Raw genomic sequence first — 23,931 nt, forward strand, 5'->3', positions numbered from 1 at the left:
TTGTCCAATCATTGCTAAAACAGCATTTTAAACTGATGATGGTGCTTCGCCTACTCAAAATACCCAAAAGCACCTACTTTGATTGGGTTCACTATACTGAGAGCCAACGACAACGAGAAGACACGATTTTAAAAGCTTTGTTGCGTGAAATTTGGCAAAATAACTATAAAGCTTATGGCGCGCCACGTCTGCGATTGGCATTAGCTGATCTGAATTTGCATCATGGAACCAACCGAGTACGTCGTTTAATGCGAGAAGCTGGCATATACTCTGTCATGACTCGTCGATTTAACAAACCAACGACAACTGTTGATTATCGTCAACGTCCCAACTTAATCAGGCATTTACCCGAAGCCAACGCTTGGAGCATGGACATCACTTATTTAAAGTTGAGTAATGGTCAGTGGGTCTATTTAGCGTCAGTTTTAGATTTACAAACGCGTAAGATATTAGCCCATCAAATCAGTGCCACGATGGATACCAAATTGGTAGTTACAACACTACAAAGATCGCTGTCAACTGATAAAAAACCAAATTATTTACACACTGATATGGGCAGTCAGTTCACTAGTTTTGGCTTTGAAAATTTGTTAAAGCGACATAAAATTGATCATTCGTATTCAAAACTAGGACATCCATATGATAATGCCAAAATTGAAAGTTTTCACTCCCTATTAAAGCGTGAAATGATTTATCAATTCCGGTTTCCATCGATTGCACATCTAATTTTAGATGTGTCCAAGTATATTCATTGGTTCAACAACGAAAGAATCAGTCTTGCCAATCCAAAAATAAAAGTTGCCTAATCAGTTCAGCCCTAGATAAAAAATATTCCGAATTATTGACTTATGAGCATACCTGATACTTATCAACGGTCGTCATTCCTTCGCTAATCACAGGATTAACTAATTCCTGATATATAATATTCCCGTTTGCGTCACGCTTTCCAGTATCTACTGAAAAGTGAACTTCTTGTTTCACTTTTTTAGGAATTACCAAATTACCATGTAACGGTTGTGGTGTTGTAGGTCTGTCAGATGTATACATGTACAGAGTAAATTCTAGAACACCATTAGAATTAATTGCATAACTAAAAATGCTCTGGCTTCCAAAATTCAAACTTGTATCGGCTGTTTTGATATTATCAACGACATATAAATTTGCTATTCGTTTTGATGTGTCAATTTGTTCAAAAATTATTTTGGTTGCATTATCATTAATACCGACAAAAAGATTTGCAGTATTCTTTGTAGGAGTCGGCTGTAAAATGAACCCGTTATAAGATACTAAATCATTGAACACACGATATGAGTTTCCATTTTCATCTTGAATTCGTTTTGGACAACCTGCAACATCAGCTTCTGAAATCACTGCAATGGATTTTTTCTCTTGATCTGTGAATTCAGATTGTCCGTTCGACATATTGTTTGGAATAGACTGGTCAGTCGTATTATTTTTTTCACTTGCCAAATCAGTATTTTTGTTTAAAGCATCACCTGCATTAATCTTTTCAACTCGTGAAGAATTTTTTTGATCTTGTGAATGCTCATTACTTGATTTAGTTAATTTTTCATCACCATAATTTGTTTCCGGTTGAGAAGACGTTTTGCTACTCTGATCTTCACCATTATCAGTAGTAGCAGTGGTATGTTTATTATCAGTTGTTTTAGTCAGATTGTCTGCAACATCATCTGTTTTCTTTCCAGATTCATTGGTTTGATTATTTTCTGATTCTTCCGCAGCAGATGTGGCTACAATATCGTTAGATGATTCCTCTTTTGTAGTATTTTTAGCAGAACTACTATCCACTATTTTATTAGCAGTTGAAACATTAGTATCATCAGCAGAAGCTACTGAGTGGTTCATCAGAATTGAACCACCAAACAAGCTGATTATTGAAGCACCCGAAACGAGCCATAGTTTTCCTGCCTTGTACATCTTGAATCTTTTACTATTTTCCTGATTGTCATAATTTAATTTCATAAATTCTCTCCCTCTCTATCTATTACTACGCTCACTATTATCTACCCATAATATTTATTTTCGGTCATCAATTCTTCAATAGATTGATAGACAATTATTCACAAATACTTGATATTGTTGACTTGAGTATAGTAACGTTTTTTATTAATACATTTAATTTCAAAGGAAATGAATCATGAATCGTAATTTAAAAGTTATGCAGACAAAACGAAAAATTTTTTTAGCAATCATTACCTTGTCACGTGATACCCCAATTAACAAAATTAAAAATACTGATATAGCAAACATGACTGATCTGAATCGCGCCACCATTAAAAAATATATCCAGCCTGATGCAACACCTGATGCCTTTTTTGAAGAATTTCAAAAGGAATTACTTGAGAGAGTCCACTTAGCTTATCAGATTGGTCCAGAGAAATGGTATGATCCCAACATTTATTCACATTCTCAAATGCTCAACCAATTACGCGTTCTGTTTGATTTTCAAAACGAACTACGTCAGTTGTTTATATACTGCGGCCATACAGCTGCCTATTTCTTTCACCAGCTAAAATTAGGACTGCAGAGTCGGGACTTCACAATTTATCGTATTGAACAGCAATCCGAACATGTTCCTGGACTATCATATATTTCAGAGCGACAAGCAGTCTTCTTCAAAAACGAACTATTCGCTTTAATCTGCACTTGGATTACAAGCGAGAATCCAGAAACACCCGAGGAATTTATCAAAGTTATTGAAAACTTGTGGGCTAATCAGATGATTTGGCCATAATAAAGTGAAGTATTTTGGTCGCAAAAAAATAACTTGTGAGTCCACAAGTTATTTTTTCTAAAACAAAATCATTTCTTCCCACAAAACATGACTTATATTGTTAAACAACGCCAGTCGCTGAAATCTGTGACTGGCGCTTGTTTTTGTTAACAGCGCAACATCTAATTGGTGATCATCAAATACAATACTCATAATATCATGATTAACTGTCGCCCCTTCACCGGTCTTATTGAAAATGGTGAATTCTTGAAATGGCGCTGATGTGTTTTCAATAAACGTCCCCGGCAACTTATATTGCGATTGCTGACGCGTCAATAAATAGTTGGTAACCGAATGTTCCAGAACATTTTTTAACATTGATAAACTATCAGCGGCCGTTGTTTCGTTATCTAACTTGGTTTGTGCCATGAATTGGCGACGCAAGTGAGTGTTTGTATAACGTGAGCTCGCAAAGTGATTGATTTCTGCCATACCAAAATAACGTATCAACGCATTTGCTGCCCAATTATCTGAAATCGTCAACATTAGCGCTTGCAATTTCGCCACCGTGACAGTCTGATTATTGCCCGACAATACGTCTAAAATACCTGCTCCAAAATGCGTTAGCTTTCGTTTCGTCCACCAAATATCATCCTCAGCCAACCCAAAATCTGAATTAATTAGCGACACTTTGTTGGCTAAGACTTCTGGCTTTTCAGTCATAATATAATCTGAAATCAGTAACTTTATTATACTGGCTGATGGAAAAGATAAATTTGGCCGCAACGACAACAAAACACTGCCATCAAGTGACAAAACAATTGCAGTCTGACCTTCAAAATCCGACAGCAATTGTTCAATTTTTTGTATCTTAAATGACATCAAAACTCCTCTGCGCAATACCCAGTCCTGACCGATTTGAAGGTATCAATTGCGTTTGATCAAGCCGCAAGCCATCAGAAACAAGGTCATAGTCAAACATAAACGGTGCGTCTAAGTCAACGTATTTGACAGTTTTATTTGTGTTAGCTAAAGTGACAGCAAATGCAATACTGATTTTTGATTCAATCATACAACCAATCATAGCTTGTCCGTTAAAATCATTAACAGTTTGGAATATCTTTTGCGCTTCAGTAATACTGCCTGCTTTTTCCAGCTTAACATTAATCAAACGGACAGCGGTTTCGTGCATATATTGAAACGCTTGGTGATGATTAAAGACACTTTCATCCAGCATGATCGGTATCTTAGACTTGACAACTAGCGCTTTAAGCTGGTGTTCAAAGCCGACTTTCAATGGCTGCTCAATAAAATCAATTGGCAATTCTTTAGTAAGTGCCATTTCAATAAACTGCATTGTTTGTGCAACTGTCCAAGCCTGATTCGCATCAATTCGAAAATGTATTTTTTGATATCGATGATTTAATTGTGCAATTTTATCAATTTCATTCACAATAGTATCGCCACCAACCTTAATTTTTAAAGCTGAGAAACCTCGGCTGACAATACCATCAGCGTCTTGTAACATCTGATTTTTTTGGCTAATACTCAATGTGTAATCGGTCACTACCGGTTGACTCGTGCCACCTAAATACTCAGCAATCGGTAAGTCTGCAATACGAGCAAAAATGTCATAGACGGCTTCACTGACTGCCACACGTGCTGCAGAATTAAACACAATTAAACCATGAACAAATTCATCAACTTCTGCCGGTGTTTGAAAAGTTTGATTAACAATGGCTGGTTTTACAATGTCATTGATGACCGCCACAATACTTGTCAAAGTATCGCCAGTTACTTTCAGTGATGGCACCGCTTCACCATAACCTGTAAAAATAATGCCGGTCTCCGTTTTCGCTGACACTGCAATCACGATACCTCCTGCATTATCCTGCCGATGCAAATTAGTCACAAATGGCCGTTTTAACTTAACAGTGTATTTTTTTAATTTAATGTCGCTAACAATAATCATTTTATATTTCCCAATCGGTAGATACTTTCCACTAAAATAGCCATTGCTTTTGGATAATTTTCTAAATCATATTTTTCATTTGCTTGATGAGCCGTTGTTGTTTGCCACGCAAATCGTGTGCCAAAAGCAGCACCACGCTTAATTAATCTACCGTAAGACGCACCAGTTGAATAATGCAGCACTGTTGGCTGACCCATCACTGTTTCATAACTTGCCAACAAAGTTGCAATCACAGCATCATTTTTAGGCGTCAAATGTGGTAACAATTCATCCTTTTTGACTGTCACGCTACTATGCAAGGCTTTGACACTTCGTTGAATAATGGCAAGCATTTGTTTTTCAGTAATACCAATTGGATATCTGATATTGATACTAAAGTAACCATCCCCGCCACTGACAAATTTCTGTAATCCATAATTCACGACCAACGGTCCCATTTCAGCTTGATTAAAGGCCAAACCCATTTTTTTGCTGAAATAATCTAAATGTGCTGTACGACCTAAAATTTGTAAAAAAGCAGCGGCTTCACCAGTAAAGTCAAATTGCGTCAGAAAATTAGCCAAATAAGTCCCAGCATTTAAACCAGCATCAGGTGTTGAGCCATGCGCTTGTTTCCCTATCATTTTAATTTCAAGGCCATTACTTAGCGTTTGGACAGTAGCTTTCAGGCCAACATCAGCATTTCGCTTCAAAAAATAGTCCAGTTTTTCGGTTACAATAGGCTCATCAATTCCAGTTATTGTAGCAACAGCCAAGCCGGGTACGACGTTGCCAGCAACTCCGGCGTCAAATTTTAATAATGTTACATTATCTTGACCTTGTTTTGTATCTGAAAATGACACCATAAAGTTGGCAATACCTGCTTCAGCATTTTCCACAATAAATTCACCATCAGGGGAAAAACCGATGTCAGGCACCCCCTCTTTTTGGAAATAATAAGGCATATCTGACCAATCATTCTCTTCATCGGTGCCAATGATTAATCTTATTTTATTTTTAACAGCAAGCTGTTGATCAGCAATCAGTTTGATGGCGTAGTAACTCAGCATTGTCGAGGCCTTCATATCATCAACACCACGACCAGTCAGAAAATGTCCCTGTTGTTCTGGTTCAAATGGTGATGACGTCCAGCCATCTCCCACCGGAACAACATCGACATGAACAAGAATACCAACGGTTTCTGACGCTGCCTCTGGACCATATTCAATATACCCAACACGATCCGCAACACATCCAAAGCGCAAACCATCACGTGCAGCAAAACTCAGCATTTGATTCAGTGCTTGTTTGACTGCAACACCATACGGATGAGTTTTGTCACTTGTTTGTGTGCTTTTCACTGATGGAATTTTAACTAACGTTTTGAGATCTTTTAGCCATTGCTCGTAATAGTTTGGCACCATTTTTTGCCAAGAAGATTCGCTCATCTTAAACCTCTACTCCATTTCATCGCTGATCATTATACTGAGTCCGAAACCACAAATGTGATTTTGAATTAGTTGTTAAGCGTTCGATATACTCCTCTAGTGATAACCCATTTTTTGTCATGTAAGCGGCATTTTCTTGACCAACAAATCTAAAGTGCCACGGTTCATAATTAATACCCGTCCAGTTTACTTTTGCCTTGGGGTATCGCAAAATGAAACCATAGTCAACAGCGTGATTTATCAGCCACTGTTGTGAAATAAGCTGATCAACATCATCATACAAATCCTGTCTGTCATTTAAAAACGCTGTGTCTATTATGTCAACAGCTAAACCAGTATGATGTTCACTTGAACCAGGCAGTTGTGAATAAGCTAACGTCATGTTTTGTGCCTGTTCAAGTGAATAACCGGCATTGCGGTGACGCTGGACAGATTGATCAAATAGGCTTTTTTGATACGCAATCGAGCGATAACCAGAGACTAATGTAAAACGAAACCCATTTTTCTCTGCTTCGGAAAACAAACTAGATAAACTATCTACAATACTAGTATTAATCGTTTCTTTCCCAATTAAGAACCGTTCAAACGCTAGTTCTTCTTGAATAGGATGTTGCTGATTAACAACAAGCAAATTAGGATTGTCTAAAGCACCGCTATTTGGAAAATTCATTCGTTGTTGCCTCCCTTATGAGCCTTTCAGCTTCATCAAACTTGGCAAAATGATTAGCCCCATCAAAGCCTAAAAGCACCACAATATATCGTTTATGCTGATGTGTAATAACTGCAATAAGGTTCTGTTTCGCACGGTCAGTAAAACCAGTTTTCAACCCTGCCCAAGTCATATCATGTGAGGGATTAGCAATTTTTGGATTACGATTTAACCAAATTTTATTTTCAATTACCATTTGCGCTTGTTGCGCTAATGATAAGATATCAGGAAAATTCAAAATAAGCTTCTTTGTCAATAATAACAACGCGTTGGCAGACATTTTTGTGACTTTTTTGTCGCTAACGTGCTGACTAATGAAAAAATCAGCAAGATCCTCATCATCTAGACCAGTTGGATTACTAATGTCGCCATCAATTTTCATCGCCGCCAATAATAATTGTGTTTGATGACGCCAATTTGACAAAGAACCAAATAAGGTCAGCATCAATTGAAGCGCTGGCTGATTTTCAGATATCAGCAAGGTCATGTTAAGTAAATCAATGACCTCATAACCCTGTGGTACAGTCATTGGAATATCTGCCAAATCAGGGTTAGAACCCACTGCAGCAACATTTGCTGTGACTGGTAGAACTGAATGATAATCGAGCTTACCTTGTTGAATCGCTGACATCGTTTGATAAATAATAATTAGTTTTGCTAAAGAGGCAGTTGGCCATTTTAGATTGTCATTCTTACTGGCAATGACTTTGTCATCAGTGATTGAAAATACAATATAAGCTTGGGCCGAAGTCTCAATTGGTTCACTTATCATGTTTGACAGCATTCTTATAAATTGTGCCGGCACCCGTTGTGAAGTATTGAATACCTGACACTTTTGGATTAGATAATTGTACTTGTTGACCCCAAATAACTGGGTTGACAGCTGAATCTTGGAACAAAATTTTCTCGCCTAATTGCTCATCCTTATCGCGTGCACTTCCCTTTTGTGCATCGGTCGATAGTGCCTTTTTGATAGCGGCATCATAACTGGCATTTGACCACTTACCATCGTTATTTGGTGATGACGTTGTGAACAAATTCAAGAAGGTTGTCGGTTCAGCGTAATCACCATACCAATTGACATAGATAATATCGAAGTTTTGGTCAGTTTGATCATTTAATCTCTGCTTGAATGGCACAAATTTTTCTGAAATCGTCAAACCGGATAATTTCTGCCATGAATCTTTCATAAAGTCTCCGACAAGCTTAGTTTGTGGCACATCTGCAGTCAGTTCCAATGTCAGATTTAGTTTGGTTAATCCTTCCTCTTTCATACCTTCTGCAAATAACTGCTTAGCTTTTTCAAGATCGTAGCTGTAATCCTGTTTGGCTGTTGATGCGAAATCCTTACCACTAGCCGTTTTTGATAGTCCGGCGGGTGTCATACCTGTGGGTACTTTACCAACACTGTTATAAATTGAGCTCAAGATTTCGGAACGATTTGTTGCTAAATTCAACGCTTGACGAATTTTCTGATTGTTCAAGCCTTTAACTTTAACCGTCTGATTGTACTCAAAATATGATGTTGCTGCCAATGGAACAGCTTTGTAGTCTTTACGCTTACTATTAGCCGTTTGTAATTCAGTCGTACTCAAAACAGCCAAATCTAAGCTACCACGTTTGTATTCCTGAACAGCTGTTGCAGGATTTTTGATGACACTATAATTCACACCAGCGTTTTTGACGCTTTTGGCGTTGTAATAATTTTTATTCGGAATTAACTTAAACGACGTGTTCGTACCATTCCAGCCAACAAATTTATATGGTCCAGAATAAATTTGTTCACTTGATTTAGTACCAAGTTTCTTGCCTGCTTTCGTATTAAATGCCTCATTTTGTGGGTAAAAACTAGGGAATGACATGAGACTAGCAAATTGCGGCTGTGGCGAATCTAATGTCACAACGACTGTTGAAGCGTTTTTTGCAACGATTCCCAGTGAATTGACATCTTTATCTGTTCCGGCACTGATTGCATCCGCATTTTTAATGCCAGAATAAATATAAGCATACTGTGAGGCAGTTTTAGGATTAACCGTCCGACGCCAAGCATAAACGAAATCTTTTGCAGTCAATTTTGTACCATTCGACCATTTCAAGTTTTTACGTAAATGGAATGTCCATGTCAAACCATCTTTTGATGTGGTCCAGCTTTTTGCAAGACCTGCAACCGGTTTACCACTTGCACTTTTACTTAACAAGCCCTCTTGTGTATTTCCAGCAATCTCAAACGCATAAGTATCGGTCATTTTTGACAAATCCTGTGTTGTTAGATCAGTGCTAATATAGGTTTTGATCGTTGCATCGCTTGAACTACCACTGGTTCCCCACACACCGGCAACTCGCGTTCCTGCCGCAATGACCACAATAGCGCCGATGGTGCCAAAAATGATTGTATTCCGTTTTACCATATATATTTCTTATCTCTCTGTTATTCTCTCATCAAAGCGTTATTAAGATAATTCTCTTTTTAAATTAGCACTTTTTCATTTGAATATAACTTTTTTAATTTGATACTAAATATAATAGCATACGGTCTTTTAAACATTTTTGAAAAACATCTATATTATAACTAGTTTTTTGTGCACAACGCACAAAAAAACAGTCAATCACTATAATTGACTGTTTGTAAAATCCTAAAAACATTCACACCAATTCAAATGAAGCCAAAATTTCAGAGTCATCATTAGCAAGAATATTTTCAATAGCAACATATTTGATCTTAGCTGTTATATGCCATTGTAATTCATTTAGTGTCTCAACGAGTTGACGCGCTTCACTGGGTTGTAAGGATTGTCCTATTGTAACGTGTGGTTGATACGGTATATCACGACGGTAAAAAGGCTCAAAATTATCCAGTTCATAAAGCTTGTCGTGTATCATTTTGATTATGTCTGCGCCTTGCGCAACGGATAACCAAACGTAGCCGTTATCCGTGTCGCCTCCAACACAATTCAGTGTTAGAGTGAACAACTCAAGACGTTTCACAACAGATTGCACCGCATCACAAATACTCGTATCCGAGGCATTACTTTTGAAAGGAAACACAAGCGATACATGAGGTCGAATATGTGTATATAAGCTATCATTTTTTTGTCGAATCGACTGAATGGTTGCTTGATCAACTGAATTAAAGTCTGGAAAAATCAAAACGGACCGATATTTCATCGCCACTCCTTTTATTATTGCATATCAAATAAACAGATTAATCACCATTTTCACGTAACCATGGTCGATCACTAACTTCATTTTCAGTGATAATCCGATGCAGAGTTTGTTGCGCTTGCGGCACAAACATTTTTGGTTCCGGATGAATAGGTACAAATTGCAAATCCAATGTCTCTGTACCATCTTTTTGCAAAAATCCCCCAGCCTGTTCAACTTCAAAACCAATACCAATAGTCTCTTGTGCATCACCCCAATAATTTTTGTCCGTCACATTTGTGGCGATACCCAATACTCTGGTTACGCTAACGTCAATATTCGTTTCTTCTTTAAATTCCCGTACAACCGCTTGCATTGGAGAATCGCCATATTCAAGATACCCCCCAGGAAATCCCCAGCCAGCGTCTGAATCCCAACGTTTTTCTAACAAAATAGCATCGTGAGTGTCATTCTATAAAACTCCAAACGCAGAAACAAAAATCATGCCCTCATGACCAACTTTCTCCCGCATTCGCGCAATATAATTCTTATTCATGATGTAACCCCTTAATCAAAATTTTGTGCAACAAATCACTTTTCATTATAGCACTACGACGTATTAATTATGAAAATAATGATATTCGGTGATCACAAAAAAATCTGGGTCAAATTTCGCTTTATTTGGATTGCGCAGTAGTGAAGCTGTCCCATTTTTCTGGCAATAATGTCATTTGCCAGAAACGTAATTCTTCTGCACTACTATACATAAATTGTTGCAACAACAAATCCATATCAAGTTCATCTTGATGTTTAGTCACTAAGTCATCTAATAATTGAATCATCTCGTGAACGTAACCTTGAAATGTCTCATCAGCGTACGAATTAACAAAATCAATATAAATTTGTTGCTTGCCTTTTAAGTAATCCTTTCTTGCTAACATTTCTTGGAAAATTTCTAGATATAACCAGGGGCATGGTGCATGTGGCAAGTATAGTGATAAGTTGTTGGTAAAATTTCAGCCTGTTGAATCTCGTCATCAGTCATATTAAGACCTTGATATATCCCATTTTGCTGGTCAACATCATAAGCTGTAATTGCCTGAATGCCTGATTTTTAAGCATCAATAACTTGTGAATCCTGACTTGTCGCCAAAATTTTATCATAAATTGCTAAATAATTTTTGACATAGTAATTATCCTGTATCAAATATGCCTTAAAGGCAGACAAAGGTAACGTCCCATCTTCAATGCCCTTAATAAAGGGGTGATTCTTGCTTGACAGCCAAAGTGAAGCTGACTTTTCGTGTGCTAATTCGCTAAATTTCATGATATTCTCCATTCTTTTTTATAAAATATCTAAAAACCCCAGCTCACTGAAATTGAGCTGGGGTCGCCAAAAAGCATCGTAAAATACAACATCATGATATTGATGTGGCTAATATAATATCTTCCTGCGTCAGTCTTAACTGCTTCAGGTTCAATGGGTATGATCTCAGCTCAAGGCACCCCAGATATCTTACATAAAAAATTATAACACACGTATTCATTAAAACAGTAATAAATTTTAATGATATGCAATTGATTCATCAGCTAAAGGCGAAAATGTGTCATACAAGCCAAGTTATTGGATTCTTTTCACAAAACCCTTTTAAAAATTATCCTTACTTTGCTCATACACCGCGATTGCTCTTAATCGCGCAGCTTTATGATCCACAATTGGCTGAGGGTAATCATCATTTAATTTCACACCATAAGCTTTTTGTTCCGCATCAGTTAACTGATTAGGCTGATGTATTTTTTTGCTTTTGATAGATTTCAATTCCGGAACATATTGCGTGATAAACGTGCCATTAGGATCAAATTTTTCTGACTGTATTGTCGGATTAAATACTCTAAAATATGGCACACTATCTGTACCTGTCGACGCAGCCCACTGCCAACCACCAATATTACTTGCTGGATCATAATCAACTAATTTTTCTCGAAAATACTTCTCACCCCACCGCCAATCAATTAATAGATCTTTGGTTAAAAAAGAAGCAACAACCATTCTCAAACGGTTGTGCATCCAACCCGTTTCATTTAGCTGACGCATGGCAGCATCGACAATTGGAAAACCAGTGCGCCCTGTCCGCCATGCTTTAAAATGATCCTCATTATTTTGCCAAACAACGTTTTGAAATGATGTTTTGATTGCCTTTTCTTGCTGATCTGGATACATAGCATAAATCATATTGTAGTAATCACGCCAACACAGCTCTTTGATGAAGGTCGTACGACCGTCACTTTCCGGTTCCTGCCTGACAGCACCATAAATTGTCCGAATTGAAATTTCACCGGTCCTTAAATATCGTGATAAATGGCTGGTGGCATCAAGGCTGGGTATATCACGATTTTTATCATAGTCAGCGAGTTTATGTGACACAAAGTCGATCAAAACTTGTTTGGCAACCGACTCTCCAATTTGATTTTCGTAAGCATAACTGTCACATGGACGGATTAGCTTTTTAAGCTCAGCTGTTGCGTCATTGTTTGGCAGCACCAGTTGCTTTTTGACAATTTCCGAATGCCTTAGATCATAATTTGGTGATTTTTTAGGTCGTTGTATCCATTGCTTAAAGTATGGTGTGAACACCTTATATCCAGTACCATCTTGTTTTTTAATATCGAACGCACTGTGCAATGTAAAATCTAAAAAAGGATGCGGCGTTACCTGCAACTCATCACGACAATATTTTGCAATTGCTTGATCTCGTTTTCTACCATAACCCCGTTCATCAAAATTAAAATACAAATCTTGCCACTCCGGCAGCTCTTTTTTTAATGCTGTAAACACAGTGGTGACATTTCCTGAGAAAATATGCAAGCTGATTTTTTTTTCTTTTAAAACTGATTTAAAATGAGACACACTGGCAAAAAAAGCACTTTGATTGACACTGCCATTCGCTACGATTTGGTTCGGGTCAATAATAAACACTAAAGCAAGATGATCACTATTGGCAACAGCAGCTGACAAAGCTGTATTATCTGCTAATCTTAAATCTCTTCTAAACCACATCACACTTGTCTTAGTCACAAAAATACCCCTCACATTTAAATTATTTTGACAGTTGTCGCTTGTAAATTTTTCTGGTACTCAAAAACCAATAATTACGAAAATCACCCACTAATTTTGAATATGGATAACCCGTTAGTCCTTGTTGAAATAATTGTTCCGACAAATACTCTTTCAAAATCCAAGGATCTTCAGGTGCAACGTGATCCAATTCTAATATCTGATTGATTTTTGAAACAGAAGTGTTTAACGCGGCTGCCACATCCTCAATTGCTAAATGGCTCATTTTGAGATTTTCCTTGAGTTCCTTACTTGTATTGAAACGCTCAGTAGAATTTAGAGACATGTCACTCCCCCCTTTCATTGTTCAGTTCACGATGTTAATAAAGCAATTATTGATTGTTATACCAACACAATTATGATTTATGTAATACAACGAGTATAATGCTTTCACACTTTTACGTAAAGAAATTTGATTTTAACTGCAAAGCACACAACAAAACGCCAATATTTGGCGCCTTTCTAATGATTAATCTGAACGTTTATGAAATTTAGCAATGGATTCATTAACGCGTTCAACTTTCAAATGCAAATTGATTTTGATAATTATCCAAACCGCAATATAGATTGTCAAAAAACTCAACCAAAAGGTGGGCTCATACAAAACTTCATGTAGCCCCAAAGTTAACGACGCAGCACCTAAAGTTATCATTAGCGTACCTATAAAATGTAGTATGAGAGCGACAAGATATGAAAATCGTTCAATGTCAAAAATCATTGATAAAATACCAATTAAGCCGCTCATCACTAGTACAATTAACGTGTTGATAGGATCAACATGTGTTTGTTCAGAAAAAAAGATAATACAAATCATGTAAATGAACGACCCATAGCCAAACCCATGAATCACGTGACGCAAAATTTCTTTGATCATTTCTATCTCCTCAAACCGACAAACGAGCAATCAAGTCTTTTACATATCGCCGACTGACCACAGATTGATTATCCTGAGTTAAGTGCGCGGTCATATTTCCTGCAAAACTCTCCGATAGGCTTTGTAAATGATTAATATTGATGACAGCGTGTTTGGATATTTGAACGAAGTGTTGATTTTTAAGGCGTTGACAAAAATGAACCAACCTTTCTTTCGTACATACTAGTCGCTCTGTTGTATAAATTAATAATTCATCATCAACAACGTCAAGCAAAATAATTGTCTCAACCTTCAAAACGATTATCTCATCTTCCGCCTTAACCGTCACAAGATTGGCAGTCTCTGACTGATATTGACGAATGTAAGCCATCAAACGTTGCGTTTCTAAGCTATTTTCTTTTGCTCGGACGATTACCATTGGCTGCTCATCAGGAACTTCTGTGCTGATTTGAAAGACAATTTTCATATTTGCCTTAACCTCGTTTGTTTAATTAAGTAAGTTTTGTCTTTGTTTTTGTGTAATAAAGCTTGGTATCAAAACAATTAAAAATGTAATCAGAATCAGTGCACCGACAATGCTATAAGTCTGTACTAAACTCAACAGTGATGACCATTTGATTTGAATGCCCATTAAACGATTAAAATATCGGATAGCATTAGTCTGTTGAAACGTATCTTTGATCGTATCGTTCATCAACACTTGGCGATACAGCGAGGCAATATAAGAACCCGGTGTCATTTTCATAATTGTTTGTGCAAAAGTTGGTAGTGATCCAATTGGAATGTAAGTACCAACTAAAAATCCTGACGCAGTACCAATAATGGTTGCCAGTTTTCCAAAACTATCGACTGTTTGAAAACGACTGGCTAATATAGCATTAACTAACGTTGCCAATATAGCGCTCAACACCATTATACCTAATGTCGGCACAACTTGTGATATTTGAAACGATATTTTATCAGTTACCACAAAATATAACCCCATGACAACTAACATGACTAATTGCATGATAAAACCAATAAAAGTAGCGCTTATCAAATAGCCAAAATGAATTGACAATGGGCCAGCATCGGTTAAAGACAAGTCTTCCAGCACATGTTGTTCTTTATCTTTTACCATTTGTGATAGTGCCGTTAAAGTCGTTGTAATACCTGTAATGGCAAGTGTTCCGCTTATTAACCAAGTATCTAACAATTGATTTTTATGACTAATGCCCGCCCAATTAGATGAAATCCCTTTTTTTAGAAAGACTAGATAGAGAACAAAGGAAATGAGTGCACCAAGAAGTGAAAAAATTACCCCGCTACGATTTCTAAAATACAACATCATGTTACGTTTTACCATAGCCAACATATTAACGCATCTCCTTTCCAGTTAATGTCACAAACGCATCATCCATCGTACCTAAACGATATTCAAAATTGGTTAAAATTGACTGATGTTGTGTGATTAGCGAAATTGCCTCTGTGATACTGGCAGTTTTGATAAGTAACTCATGTTCGTTCATCACTTGGCTAACCATATCTGGTGATAATGTTTCATTCAACTGTTTTGCATTTGGACAAAATAATGTTAATTGATTGCTGGCATAGCGCTGCTTGATCTCATCAGCAGAACCGCTGGCAATAATTTGTCCATGATCAACAATATAGACCTGTTGAGCATGATCTGCCTCGTCCAAATAATGCGTTGTCAGTACAATTGTCAACTGACGATTCTGCTGCAAGTCATACAGTAATTGCAAAATGCTAGTCTTGTCTGAATGTCAAGACCAGTTGTTGGTTCATCTAAAAACAAAATATCTGGACTATTTAACAGTGCTCGAGCAATATCAACACGTCTTTTTTGACCGCCTGACAGTGTCCCGTATAATTGACCGGAAAACTGAGTCAATCCCAAATCGTGAATCAAAATGTCAACTTGCTTCAAACCGACATTTCGATACTGTTTGGCCCGAATCATCAAATTCTCTTTTACAGTCAGCTGATCATCAAGCACACTATTTTGAAAAACAACACCTATCGTCGTATTTGGTGCATATATTATGTCACCCGAGCTAGGCTTGCGAATACCGGTCAACATCCTCATTGTAGTTGATTTTCCCGCACCATTTGGCCCTAGGACAGCTGTTAAACTCCCTTTTTCAATATTCATGTTAATGCCATCAACAGCGATATGATTACCATATTTTTGTGTTAAGTTAATTGTTTTCAATATCATGACTTAACCTCCTCAACAATGAGTATAACAAAGTACGATTCAACATTGATTCAAATTCTGCCAACCGGTTGAATTCGTTTGGTAAGCGGTAAAAATTAATAAAAATAATTTAGCTATTTAAACATAAAAAAACCAATAACTTTCTAAACATTAGTTTGCTGAAGTTATCGGTTTTAATTTATCTATTAGTATTTGTCTATTTAAATGTTATTGTGCCACCGGGTGCAAAATCATCTGAATCTGTTCCAGGCGTGACGCCAGTATGATCAACAACAACTCGCAAGTTTTGCAAATTAAAATTTTTATTACTGGTCAAAATTTCGATAGAAGACTTAATGCTGGTATGTGGCTCTATTTTACCAAGATAATTGTCAAATTCGTAAGCACCAAATGTGCCAGAACTAGAATAGGTCATATTATTGCCATCAATTACTTTTAAATAATCTCCGCCATTTGTAGAACTAGTATCAATTTCTCTATTTGTCATATTGTTTATTGTATAAAAAAGCGAGACGCGATAATATTCTTTGGGAAGTTCATTTTTATTAATATTCTCTTCCGCGTCCGTGTAGTCATTAGTATCTCTTTTATCCGTTTTTTTAATAACCACTTTGGTAATACTTAGGTCAACGCCATTAACAGAACCCTTATATTGTAGTGGTTTGTTAAGTACCATGCTTTTATCTTTTGCTTGACTAGATTTTGTCGCGCTGCTTTTTTCAGAAGTGTTATCTTTAGTTTTTGTATCACTAGGAATGAGTGCAAAAATAATAACTAAAATCAATGATCCAAAAGAAAACAGTAACCACTTTTTTAAATGTTGTTTACGTTGCACAATTGCCAAAACTAAAAACACGACAAAAGTTAGCAAAAACAGTAATACTGCAGCTCCTAAAATAGTTTCCATTCTATCCCCTCAACTTTCTCATTTTCAAACAAAGTAAAGTATACCACCAATATTAATATAAAAGAAATGTAATATTAGTTTCTTTAACATTGACTTCTTTTTGAGGTTATTTGAAAACAATTTAAAAAATCGCATTTTCCACAGTTATTTAATCTCTACAACAAAAAATAGTTGTCCCATCACAAGGACAACCATTTTCATTTCTTACTTTTGATGGCCGTAATACTGTATGACCTTGGCCAAATTTTGTTTGCCGCGGTAGATAGCGTAACCAACTGTGAAGACTGCCACAACATTCAAAATACCAAGAACAACACCAGTGCCAAACAACCACCAGTTATGCTTGACAAAGAAGTACATCATCAAAATGCTTATCCCAACTAGCATTGAGAAAAATGACTGCCAGCGTGATAGATTATTGAGCATTGTCTTTTGATAAGACACTTCTTTTTGATAGTTTTCATTATAATCTTGTGTGCTCATCTTCATGAAACGCCTTTCTTTTATTAATAGCTTAGTCCTGGGTTGAAGAATCCAAGGAGTACACCAATCAAAGCAACGACTACCAAAATCAACATCACCTTGATGGGTGAGATATTCTTTTTAGCCATTAACCACCAGCACGCCACAATAAACAGCGCCGTCAACAAACCGGGATAAACAGAGTCCAACTTATCCTGAAGGACAAGGTAGGCCTTGCCAGATGAATTTGTTAATTTAAATGACGTTTTGACCGTAACCCAAGTTGCGGCAACACCACCAACGACCATGCCACCAACAGTAGCGATTGCACGTCGAATAGCTTTTCCTTGCGCACCAACTAAAATACCAACAGCTTTATCACCTAGTTCATATCCTTTAAAGTAGGCAAAACGCATACCAAAGTATCCTAGCAAGTTCCATACAATAATATAGAAGATGGCACCCAATGGCGATCCACCATCAGACATACCCAAAGCAATACCTAGAATAACTGGAATCAGTGTGCCGACCACCAAAGAATCACCAATACCAGCAATTGGTCCCATTAATCCGGCACGAAGTCCGTTAATTGTTGTATCATCCACATTACCATGGTTTGCACGTGCTTCTTCCAAACTTGCTGTCACACCAACAATCACTGTACCCAACTGTGGTTCTGTATTGAAGAACGCTGTATAGGTCTTCATCGCTTTTTCTTGATCTTCTTTGTTATCGTACAATTCTTCAACAATTGGTAACATTGAAGTCAAATAACCAAAGGTTTGCATATGCTCTTGTGAAAACACTGTGAGATGACCGTAAAACCAGTGATGGAATGACTTATTTAATGTCTTACGAGAAATTGTCTTTTTTTCTGTGTTATCCATTTTAAATATCCTCGTCTTCCTCATCATCATCGATGGTCGATGTTGTCCCTGACGGAACCGCTTGTCGATTAGTACTGATAGCCATGTCCAACTTGTAGAAAATCATTGCGAAAATCAACGAAACAACTGTGACTGAGACTAAATTCAAATGCAATGAAGCAGCAAAAGTAAAGCCAACAAAGAACGGAATAAAATCAAGTGGGCTATCAACAATTTGCTTTAACAAGATTGCAATTCCCACACAAGGTAGTAGTGCACCAACAGTGAATAACGTTTTCATTGGAATGCCGTCCATTGGTAGTGCTGTTTTAAGCGCAGTAACGGCACTTGATCCAAAATGTGTCATCAATAGTGTTGGAATGAATGAAAAGATAAAGTGAGAAATCCAAGGATAACCCCAATCCACCGCATAAAGCTTTTTGAAATCACCCTTTTCAACTGCTCGCCAACCAATATGCTGCCAAACCAAGTTCATTGTTGCTGTACCGTAGAACAAAACAGTTCCAACAGTTCCAACAGTTCCAACCAATGTACCCATCGACTTGGCTAAATCAGCCGCGTTTGTCGAAGTAGCCGCCAAACCTTGCGAGTGAATTGCCACCATTGCCAGTGGAATACCAATATACGAGACCGCTCGCAAATCAGCAGACACCGTACCACCCGGTGTCACCAAAGCGATATATACTAATTGCATTGCCACACCTGCGGCGATACCAGTTTTCAAGTCACCTAACACAAGTCCACAGACTAAACCACCTACTAAAGGACGACCTAATGTATAGTTTCCGATAGTTGAGCCAGCCATACCAGGCATTGACGATAAACTAGCGAAAATGCCCAGAATACTTGCTTGTATCCAACTAATTGTCATATTCCTAACTCCTTTGATGTTAGTTTACAAATTGAATTTCCCTTTGAAATCGTTCCAGTAACCGATTGACACATCGGGCAAAAGCTGGAATTTGACTTGGTAACCCTGTGTCTGAATGGCATCAAGTGCCTTAGCTTCAGCGGGTGTAATCGACTGATTATTTCCTAGTTAAACGGCGTCAGGTCTATCGTTGGCTGGCCCGACAATCACCTTATCGACACTACTTGGCACAAAACCATAATCTACCGAAAATTGTTTTCATATCTTGAGGTGTTTTTGTAATCAAGAAATATCGGCGGTCTGAGTCAAGCACTTGCTGTGCTTTTTCCTTAAAATGTGCCAATGTCCAAACAAACGTCTTCTTTTCAGAGGCACTTTTGAAGGCATCCTTCAAGACTGGGTTATTTGCTGCAGCGTCGTTAACGGCAATCAAACCATCACAAGGATATTCTTTAGCCCAACGTGTCACTGTTTGACCATGAATAATGCGGTCATCAATTCTTACAAATGAAATACTCATAATTGTTCTTCCTTTCAAATTTCATCATCGTCATCATCTGCTGATAACTCAAATTTTTTTACAGCTGTGGTAGCTTCAGTCAAGACAGCTTGTGTCAAATTATCTGGATCAAGGCTGTCTTTTAAGATGGCTGCATTTAACGCCATCGGGAAATTCATGCCGCCAAGAATCGTTGTCTTTGACAATTGACCACTTTGGTGAATAATGTTGATTGCAGTTGTTAAAGGACTCCCGCCAATAATATCGCCAAGTACGATCAAATTTGCGTCAGGCTCCAATTCTGATAAAAGTGCTTTAAACCGCTCTTCAAATTTTGCCGTGTCTTCACCAGAATGCATCCCCACTGCCTTCACCGTTTTTATTTCATCGCCAATAAACATACTAAGAGCATCTTTCAAGCCCTCCGAAAATCGACCATGACTCACCAAAATGAGATAATTCATTCTCTTTCTCCTAACTTTCATGAACACAATGAAATCATGTTTCGACATCATATCATTTTTTACAGGGTTAAATGTAAGCGCTTCCATAACCTAAATAATATCTTACTCTTGCACACTAAAAAATACAATACAAAATTACAAAAGTTATCATTTTAAATAATACAATCCTGTTACTAGACCATTTTTGAATTTTTTTCTTTTTCACATACAACATCTTTACCTATTCTTTGCAGTGCTTTTAATTCAGTGGTTTACCATTATCTTAATAATAAATATTTCAGATGAAGATTATGATCACAACACGTTTTTCCAAAATTTCAGCAACTGTTGCTGGATTAGTGGCAGCCATTTTTGTTGGTGTCGCCAATGTAAGCGCAGACAATAAAACTGAATATAATGTGCCAATTTCTACCATTCACCCCATTCAAGCGGCAGTTGGTAAAGCCCAAATTGCTTCGAAAATATCAACTTACGTTGAAAATGGTGCCTTAACTAAAAATTATTACAATGATTTTAATGATGATAATGGGTATAACAATGGCCTTTACTCATTGAATGGTGTTTCCCAGACAGACAAAACGACCTATAAAACTAATAGTATTCAATCAGTTATTCCAGATGCGCAATTAACCAACGACAGTACAGCAAAAGTACCAGTTATCAAAGGCCCGGGTGGCACTTTGTACGCAACTGATGGTCATCATGGCTCAACCACATACGAATTTATCAAACAACAGTACAATTTAGGGTTTGATACCATCAACGTGGAAGTAATTGCAGATTACAGTTCACTTTCTATGGCAGATTTTTATAAAAAATTAATCGCCAACAATCAAGTGTTGCCTATGGCATTCAATGTCAAAACTGGTGAGTATCAGTCATTTAGCCTTGATCGACTACCAACGCATATGTATGCTAATGAATTTGTTAACGACCCATTTCGAAGCCTTGCCTACTTTTGGCGGAAAAGTGCTATTGACAAAGATAACGTCACCGCAAACTTTGCTGAATTTTATTTAGGCATGTTTTTGACAAGTACTGGCGAATTTAAAGGCTTGTCATTTGAATCCCAAGACTATTATCTCACTGCTTTTAACAAAGGAAATGCTATTTTTCAAAAGCTGATTAATGGTGACACCACCTACACTGCACTATTCAACAAAGTGCTCACCATACCATATGGTGTGACACCATCAATGCTTGGCATTCAATCAATTTTTGACGACACAAAAATAGCGGCACAACGCCAAAAACTAACCGATGCCCTTACTTTTTTAACCAATACACCAGCATTAGCTACTTCAAATACAACATTATTTGATCTCAATACAGAACAACTGACAAAACAAGTTGCCACTTTCAAAGCACTATCGGCTTCAGACTACACAAAAGACAGTTATCAGAAGGTCAATGATTTGATAACAAAAGCAAATGAACTCATATCTAACAATGGATCACAAACAGATTTAGATAATTTAACGTCACAAATTGAGCAAGCATTGCGCAACTTGGTCAAAGTACCAACAACTGAAATATTAGATACAACACAATTTGAGCAACAAGTAAGCCGCTTCAACAAATTAACAGCCACACAATACGATTCAACCCACTATCAAAGCATCAAAAATGCAATCGCAGAAATACAAGCCTTGATTACAAACCATGGTACACAAAATGAGTTAAATACCAAAGTTGAATCACTACAAGCAAAAATTGACGCACTAAAACCCGTATCATCAGTCAAAACAGCAACCAATACGTCACCAAAACATAATCACAAGCAACACCTTGAATTGCCAAGAACTATGGTTAAACAACCAATTATCATCAGTCCTGTCATGATAGTCTTGGTATTGATGGCAAGTGTTAGTTTTAGCTATAAACGTTTTAAATTATTTTAATAACCACAAAAAAAGAGTAAAATAATTTACTCTTTTTTATGTTATATTAATTATTAAATTTTTGAATTCTGAAGAAATCAAGCAAGAATGTCAGAATTGGTAAACCAATCACCAGTCCCCATACACCAAACATTTTTTCCATAATAATCAAGTTCAGCAATATGACTAAAATCGGCATATGTGTACGGTGTGACATGAAATGTGGATGTAAGAAATATGATTCAAAAAAGTGAATACAAGCAATCGCAACCAAAATAATAATAACTGTATTCCAATCTCCAATAATGAACGCTGTAATAGTCAATGGAATCAAAGAAATAATGACACCGAACACTGGTATCAAACCCAAAATGAAAATCATGACGGTAAAGCCTAACAAGTATGGAAACTGTAAAAATGCCAACACAACCATCATAATGGCTGTGTTAATCAAACAGATCATCAATTGTACTTCAAACAACTTTCCCAATATGATTATAAAACGGTGAACAATAATATAAAACTCACCAAAGAATTTTTTATAAGGACTGTGCAAAAAATTCATTGACCATAACCGCAGTTGCGGATATGTCATACTAAAAATAAAACTAAATAGTAAGGCTAAAATCAATTCATACAGGACATGACCAACTTGATTGAGCTGTGTCAAACCTTGTGAAATCAACTGACTAGTATTTACTGAAGCAATATATTGATGAAAATTCTTATATATCGTTTCTAAAAACGAATTCGAATGCCAGTTAAGATTAGTTGCCAACTTGACCATACTATCAAATTGATGAATCACTGTGTTAGCGCCTCGATCAATAGCAAACGCTATCACCCCAATAAAGACAACATAAACCAGTGCTATTGACAAAGATCGTGATAACTTTAGAAAATGAGAAACGCGTTTTCCAGCGTTCATTGCTAAATAAGCAAAAATTATCGTCAACAAGAGTAATGTCATAAACTGTTTCAAACAAGCAATCAACAAAATGATGACAAAAAGAACAAAGTACCGATACAACGGGCGCTTTTTTAGTGATGTTAATAAATCCATGAAATCCCCCAATTAATATATATGAATCTATTATATATGAAATATTGCTGTTTTATAACTGTTTTTTTAATTTTTCCCTATTTAACACAAAGGATAGTCTGATATTAATTTTTTTCCTGCTCTTTTTGCTGATTTTTTAACATTTCAGATTGCATGTGCAACGATTGGCGTAACAACTCATTCGTCGCCTCTTGTGCTTTGCGTAATTGCTTCGTTTCTTCCAATTGCGCATTGTAACCAAAGGCTTCTGACGCTTCCTTCACTAAGAATTTGTTCACTAATTTAACAAAGAAAAATACACAGGCAGCAATCGCACATAATGTCAAAACGTTTTCAAAAACTGCCCGCAATGGATTCAGGACTAAGTAGATATCGGCGGTATGTTGCTTGGACACCAATATAACTGAACAAAAGTAAAAGATATTTGAAGCAAGACTAATGATACTCTTAATCAAATCTGTTAAGCTACCACCGACGATAACACCAATTGATAGTTGAATAATGGCAGGTGATGTAATAAATTTTCGAAATTGATCCGCTTGTTCCGTTGCAAGATTATCTTTAATTTTGATTCTAATTTTACCCATGACATCCCCTTAAACGTTTTGAGTTAACATTTTTTCATTACTAATTGCTATTATTCCATGATATCTTGCTTTTTTCAACTGCCTTAATCAACAAAAAACGTTACTCTCGTAACGTCAT

The 23,931-nt window shown here is 36.9% G+C and carries 25 protein-coding genes, 3 pseudogenes and 1 riboswitch; of the genes and pseudogenes, 3 read left to right on the forward strand and 25 right to left on the reverse strand.

Annotated elements, in window-relative coordinates; translation table 11 throughout:
- Positions 1–806 (forward strand): IS3 family transposase (locus BMG01_RS06430; protein ID WP_143472284.1); only part of this gene is annotated, 806 nt, incomplete at its 5' end.
- A 40-nt stretch (positions 807–846) separates the two neighbouring features.
- Here BMG01_RS06430 and BMG01_RS06435 read toward each other — a convergent pair.
- Positions 847–1,983: a KxYKxGKxW signal peptide domain-containing protein gene (locus BMG01_RS06435; RefSeq protein ID WP_084013432.1), complete on the reverse strand. Its 1,137-nt coding sequence runs from the start codon at positions 1,981–1,983 to the stop codon at positions 847–849.
- 175 nt (positions 1,984–2,158) lie between these two features.
- Here BMG01_RS06435 and BMG01_RS06440 point away from each other — a divergent pair, with 175 nt between their 5' ends.
- Positions 2,159–2,755, forward strand: a complete 597-nt coding sequence (locus tag BMG01_RS06440; RefSeq protein WP_004914143.1) for a hypothetical protein — start codon at positions 2,159–2,161, stop codon at positions 2,753–2,755.
- 57 nt (positions 2,756–2,812) lie between these two features.
- Here BMG01_RS06440 and BMG01_RS06445 read toward each other — a convergent pair whose 3' ends face one another.
- From BMG01_RS06445 to BMG01_RS06550, 22 genes and pseudogenes are all read right to left on the reverse strand, one after another.
- Positions 2,813–3,616, reverse strand: coding sequence for a serine hydrolase (locus tag BMG01_RS06445; protein ID WP_004914140.1), 804 nt, complete (start codon positions 3,614–3,616; stop codon positions 2,813–2,815).
- Positions 3,606–4,706, reverse strand: coding sequence for a dipeptide epimerase (locus tag BMG01_RS06450; RefSeq protein WP_051586163.1), 1,101 nt, complete (start codon positions 4,704–4,706; stop codon positions 3,606–3,608). Before BMG01_RS06450 ends, BMG01_RS06445 begins: the two co-directional genes overlap by 11 nt.
- Positions 4,703–6,133 carry a Sapep family Mn(2+)-dependent dipeptidase gene (locus tag BMG01_RS06455; RefSeq protein ID WP_051586162.1) on the reverse strand — a complete coding sequence of 477 codons (1,431 nt, stop codon included), beginning with the start codon at positions 6,131–6,133 and terminating at the stop codon, positions 4,703–4,705. Before BMG01_RS06455 ends, BMG01_RS06450 begins: the two co-directional genes overlap by 4 nt.
- A gap of 19 nt (positions 6,134–6,152) precedes the next feature.
- Positions 6,153–6,803 (reverse strand): M15 family metallopeptidase, encoded by a 651-nt coding sequence (locus BMG01_RS06460; protein ID WP_004914128.1) that lies wholly within the window; start codon positions 6,801–6,803, stop codon positions 6,153–6,155.
- Positions 6,787–7,614, reverse strand: a complete 828-nt coding sequence (locus BMG01_RS06465) for a serine hydrolase (RefSeq protein ID WP_004914126.1) — start codon at positions 7,612–7,614, stop codon at positions 6,787–6,789. The genes BMG01_RS06460 and BMG01_RS06465 overlap by 17 nt, the downstream gene beginning before the upstream one ends.
- A complete protein-coding gene (locus BMG01_RS06470; protein WP_036068776.1) occupies positions 7,604–9,250 on the reverse strand; it encodes a peptide ABC transporter substrate-binding protein in 1,647 nt (548 codons plus the stop codon). Before BMG01_RS06470 ends, BMG01_RS06465 begins: the two co-directional genes overlap by 11 nt.
- A 235-nt stretch (positions 9,251–9,485) precedes the next feature.
- Entirely contained in the window at positions 9,486–10,007 is a 522-nt protein-coding gene (locus BMG01_RS06475) for a 2'-5' RNA ligase family protein (RefSeq protein WP_004914114.1), read from the reverse strand.
- Positions 10,008–10,044: 37 nt separating this feature from the next.
- Positions 10,045–10,539: pseudogene (locus BMG01_RS06480) on the reverse strand (NUDIX domain-containing protein).
- Between the two features lie 121 nt (positions 10,540–10,660).
- On the reverse strand, positions 10,661–10,972 hold the full coding sequence (locus tag BMG01_RS06485; RefSeq protein WP_255372412.1) for a hypothetical protein: 312 nt from the start codon (positions 10,970–10,972) through the stop codon (positions 10,661–10,663).
- Between the two features lie 125 nt (positions 10,973–11,097).
- The gene (locus BMG01_RS06490) at positions 11,098–11,310 is read right to left on the reverse strand and encodes a hypothetical protein (RefSeq protein WP_036068775.1); all 213 of its coding nucleotides are present in this window, start codon (positions 11,308–11,310) and stop codon (positions 11,098–11,100) included.
- A gap of 104 nt (positions 11,311–11,414) precedes the next feature.
- Positions 11,415–11,503: riboswitch (TPP riboswitch) on the reverse strand.
- Between the two features lie 128 nt (positions 11,504–11,631).
- Positions 11,632–13,059: a deoxyribodipyrimidine photo-lyase gene (locus BMG01_RS06495; RefSeq protein ID WP_036068774.1), complete on the reverse strand. Its 1,428-nt coding sequence runs from the start codon at positions 13,057–13,059 to the stop codon at positions 11,632–11,634.
- A gap of 22 nt (positions 13,060–13,081) precedes the next feature.
- On the reverse strand, positions 13,082–13,384 hold the full coding sequence (locus BMG01_RS06500) for a DUF2316 family protein (RefSeq protein ID WP_036067007.1): 303 nt from the start codon (positions 13,382–13,384) through the stop codon (positions 13,082–13,084).
- 183 nt (positions 13,385–13,567) lie between these two features.
- On the reverse strand, positions 13,568–13,972 hold the full coding sequence (locus tag BMG01_RS06505) for a DUF3021 family protein (protein WP_004914095.1): 405 nt from the start codon (positions 13,970–13,972) through the stop codon (positions 13,568–13,570).
- 10 nt (positions 13,973–13,982) lie between these two features.
- Positions 13,983–14,438 carry a LytTR family DNA-binding domain-containing protein gene (locus BMG01_RS06510; RefSeq protein ID WP_004914083.1) on the reverse strand — a complete coding sequence of 152 codons (456 nt, stop codon included), beginning with the start codon at positions 14,436–14,438 and terminating at the stop codon, positions 13,983–13,985.
- A 21-nt stretch (positions 14,439–14,459) separates the two neighbouring features.
- Positions 14,460–15,326 carry an ABC transporter permease gene (locus BMG01_RS06515; RefSeq protein WP_004914081.1) on the reverse strand — a complete coding sequence of 289 codons (867 nt, stop codon included), beginning with the start codon at positions 15,324–15,326 and terminating at the stop codon, positions 14,460–14,462.
- Position 15,327: 1 nt separating this feature from the next.
- Positions 15,328–16,193 (reverse strand): annotated as a pseudogene (locus BMG01_RS06520) (ABC transporter ATP-binding protein).
- 196 nt (positions 16,194–16,389) lie between these two features.
- Complete coding sequence (locus BMG01_RS06525) at positions 16,390–17,100, reverse strand: hypothetical protein (protein WP_004914076.1); 711 nt, start codon at positions 17,098–17,100, stop codon at positions 16,390–16,392.
- Positions 17,101–17,304: 204 nt separating this feature from the next.
- The gene (locus BMG01_RS06530; RefSeq protein WP_036067004.1) at positions 17,305–17,589 is read right to left on the reverse strand and encodes a hypothetical protein; all 285 of its coding nucleotides are present in this window, start codon (positions 17,587–17,589) and stop codon (positions 17,305–17,307) included.
- Positions 17,590–17,606: 17 nt separating this feature from the next.
- Positions 17,607–18,449 carry a PTS system mannose/fructose/sorbose family transporter subunit IID gene (locus BMG01_RS06535; RefSeq protein ID WP_004914067.1) on the reverse strand — a complete coding sequence of 281 codons (843 nt, stop codon included), beginning with the start codon at positions 18,447–18,449 and terminating at the stop codon, positions 17,607–17,609.
- 1 nt (position 18,450) lies between these two features.
- Entirely contained in the window at positions 18,451–19,320 is an 870-nt protein-coding gene (locus BMG01_RS06540; protein WP_004914065.1) for a PTS sugar transporter subunit IIC, read from the reverse strand.
- Between the two features lie 24 nt (positions 19,321–19,344).
- Positions 19,345–19,840 (reverse strand): annotated as a pseudogene (locus BMG01_RS06545) (PTS system mannose/fructose/N-acetylgalactosamine-transporter subunit IIB).
- Between the two features lie 14 nt (positions 19,841–19,854).
- Complete coding sequence (locus BMG01_RS06550) at positions 19,855–20,283, reverse strand: PTS sugar transporter subunit IIA (RefSeq protein ID WP_004914059.1); 429 nt, start codon at positions 20,281–20,283, stop codon at positions 19,855–19,857.
- 290 nt (positions 20,284–20,573) lie between these two features.
- Between BMG01_RS06550 and BMG01_RS06555 the strand changes: the two genes are divergently transcribed.
- Positions 20,574–22,184, forward strand: coding sequence for a ParB-like protein (locus BMG01_RS06555; RefSeq protein WP_036068772.1), 1,611 nt, complete (start codon positions 20,574–20,576; stop codon positions 22,182–22,184).
- Between the two features lie 46 nt (positions 22,185–22,230).
- Here BMG01_RS06555 and BMG01_RS06560 read toward each other — a convergent pair whose 3' ends face one another.
- Positions 22,231–23,226, reverse strand: coding sequence for an AI-2E family transporter (locus BMG01_RS06560; RefSeq protein ID WP_004914052.1), 996 nt, complete (start codon positions 23,224–23,226; stop codon positions 22,231–22,233).
- A gap of 104 nt (positions 23,227–23,330) precedes the next feature.
- The gene (locus tag BMG01_RS06565; RefSeq protein ID WP_004914050.1) at positions 23,331–23,813 is read right to left on the reverse strand and encodes an MscL family protein; all 483 of its coding nucleotides are present in this window, start codon (positions 23,811–23,813) and stop codon (positions 23,331–23,333) included.
- Between the last annotated feature and the right edge of the window lie 118 nt (positions 23,814–23,931).

Origin of the sequence: Leuconostoc sp. BM2 (assembly GCF_002095565.1) — a bacterium.
Taxonomy (GTDB): Bacteria; Bacillota; Bacilli; order Lactobacillales; family Lactobacillaceae; genus Leuconostoc; species Leuconostoc falkenbergense.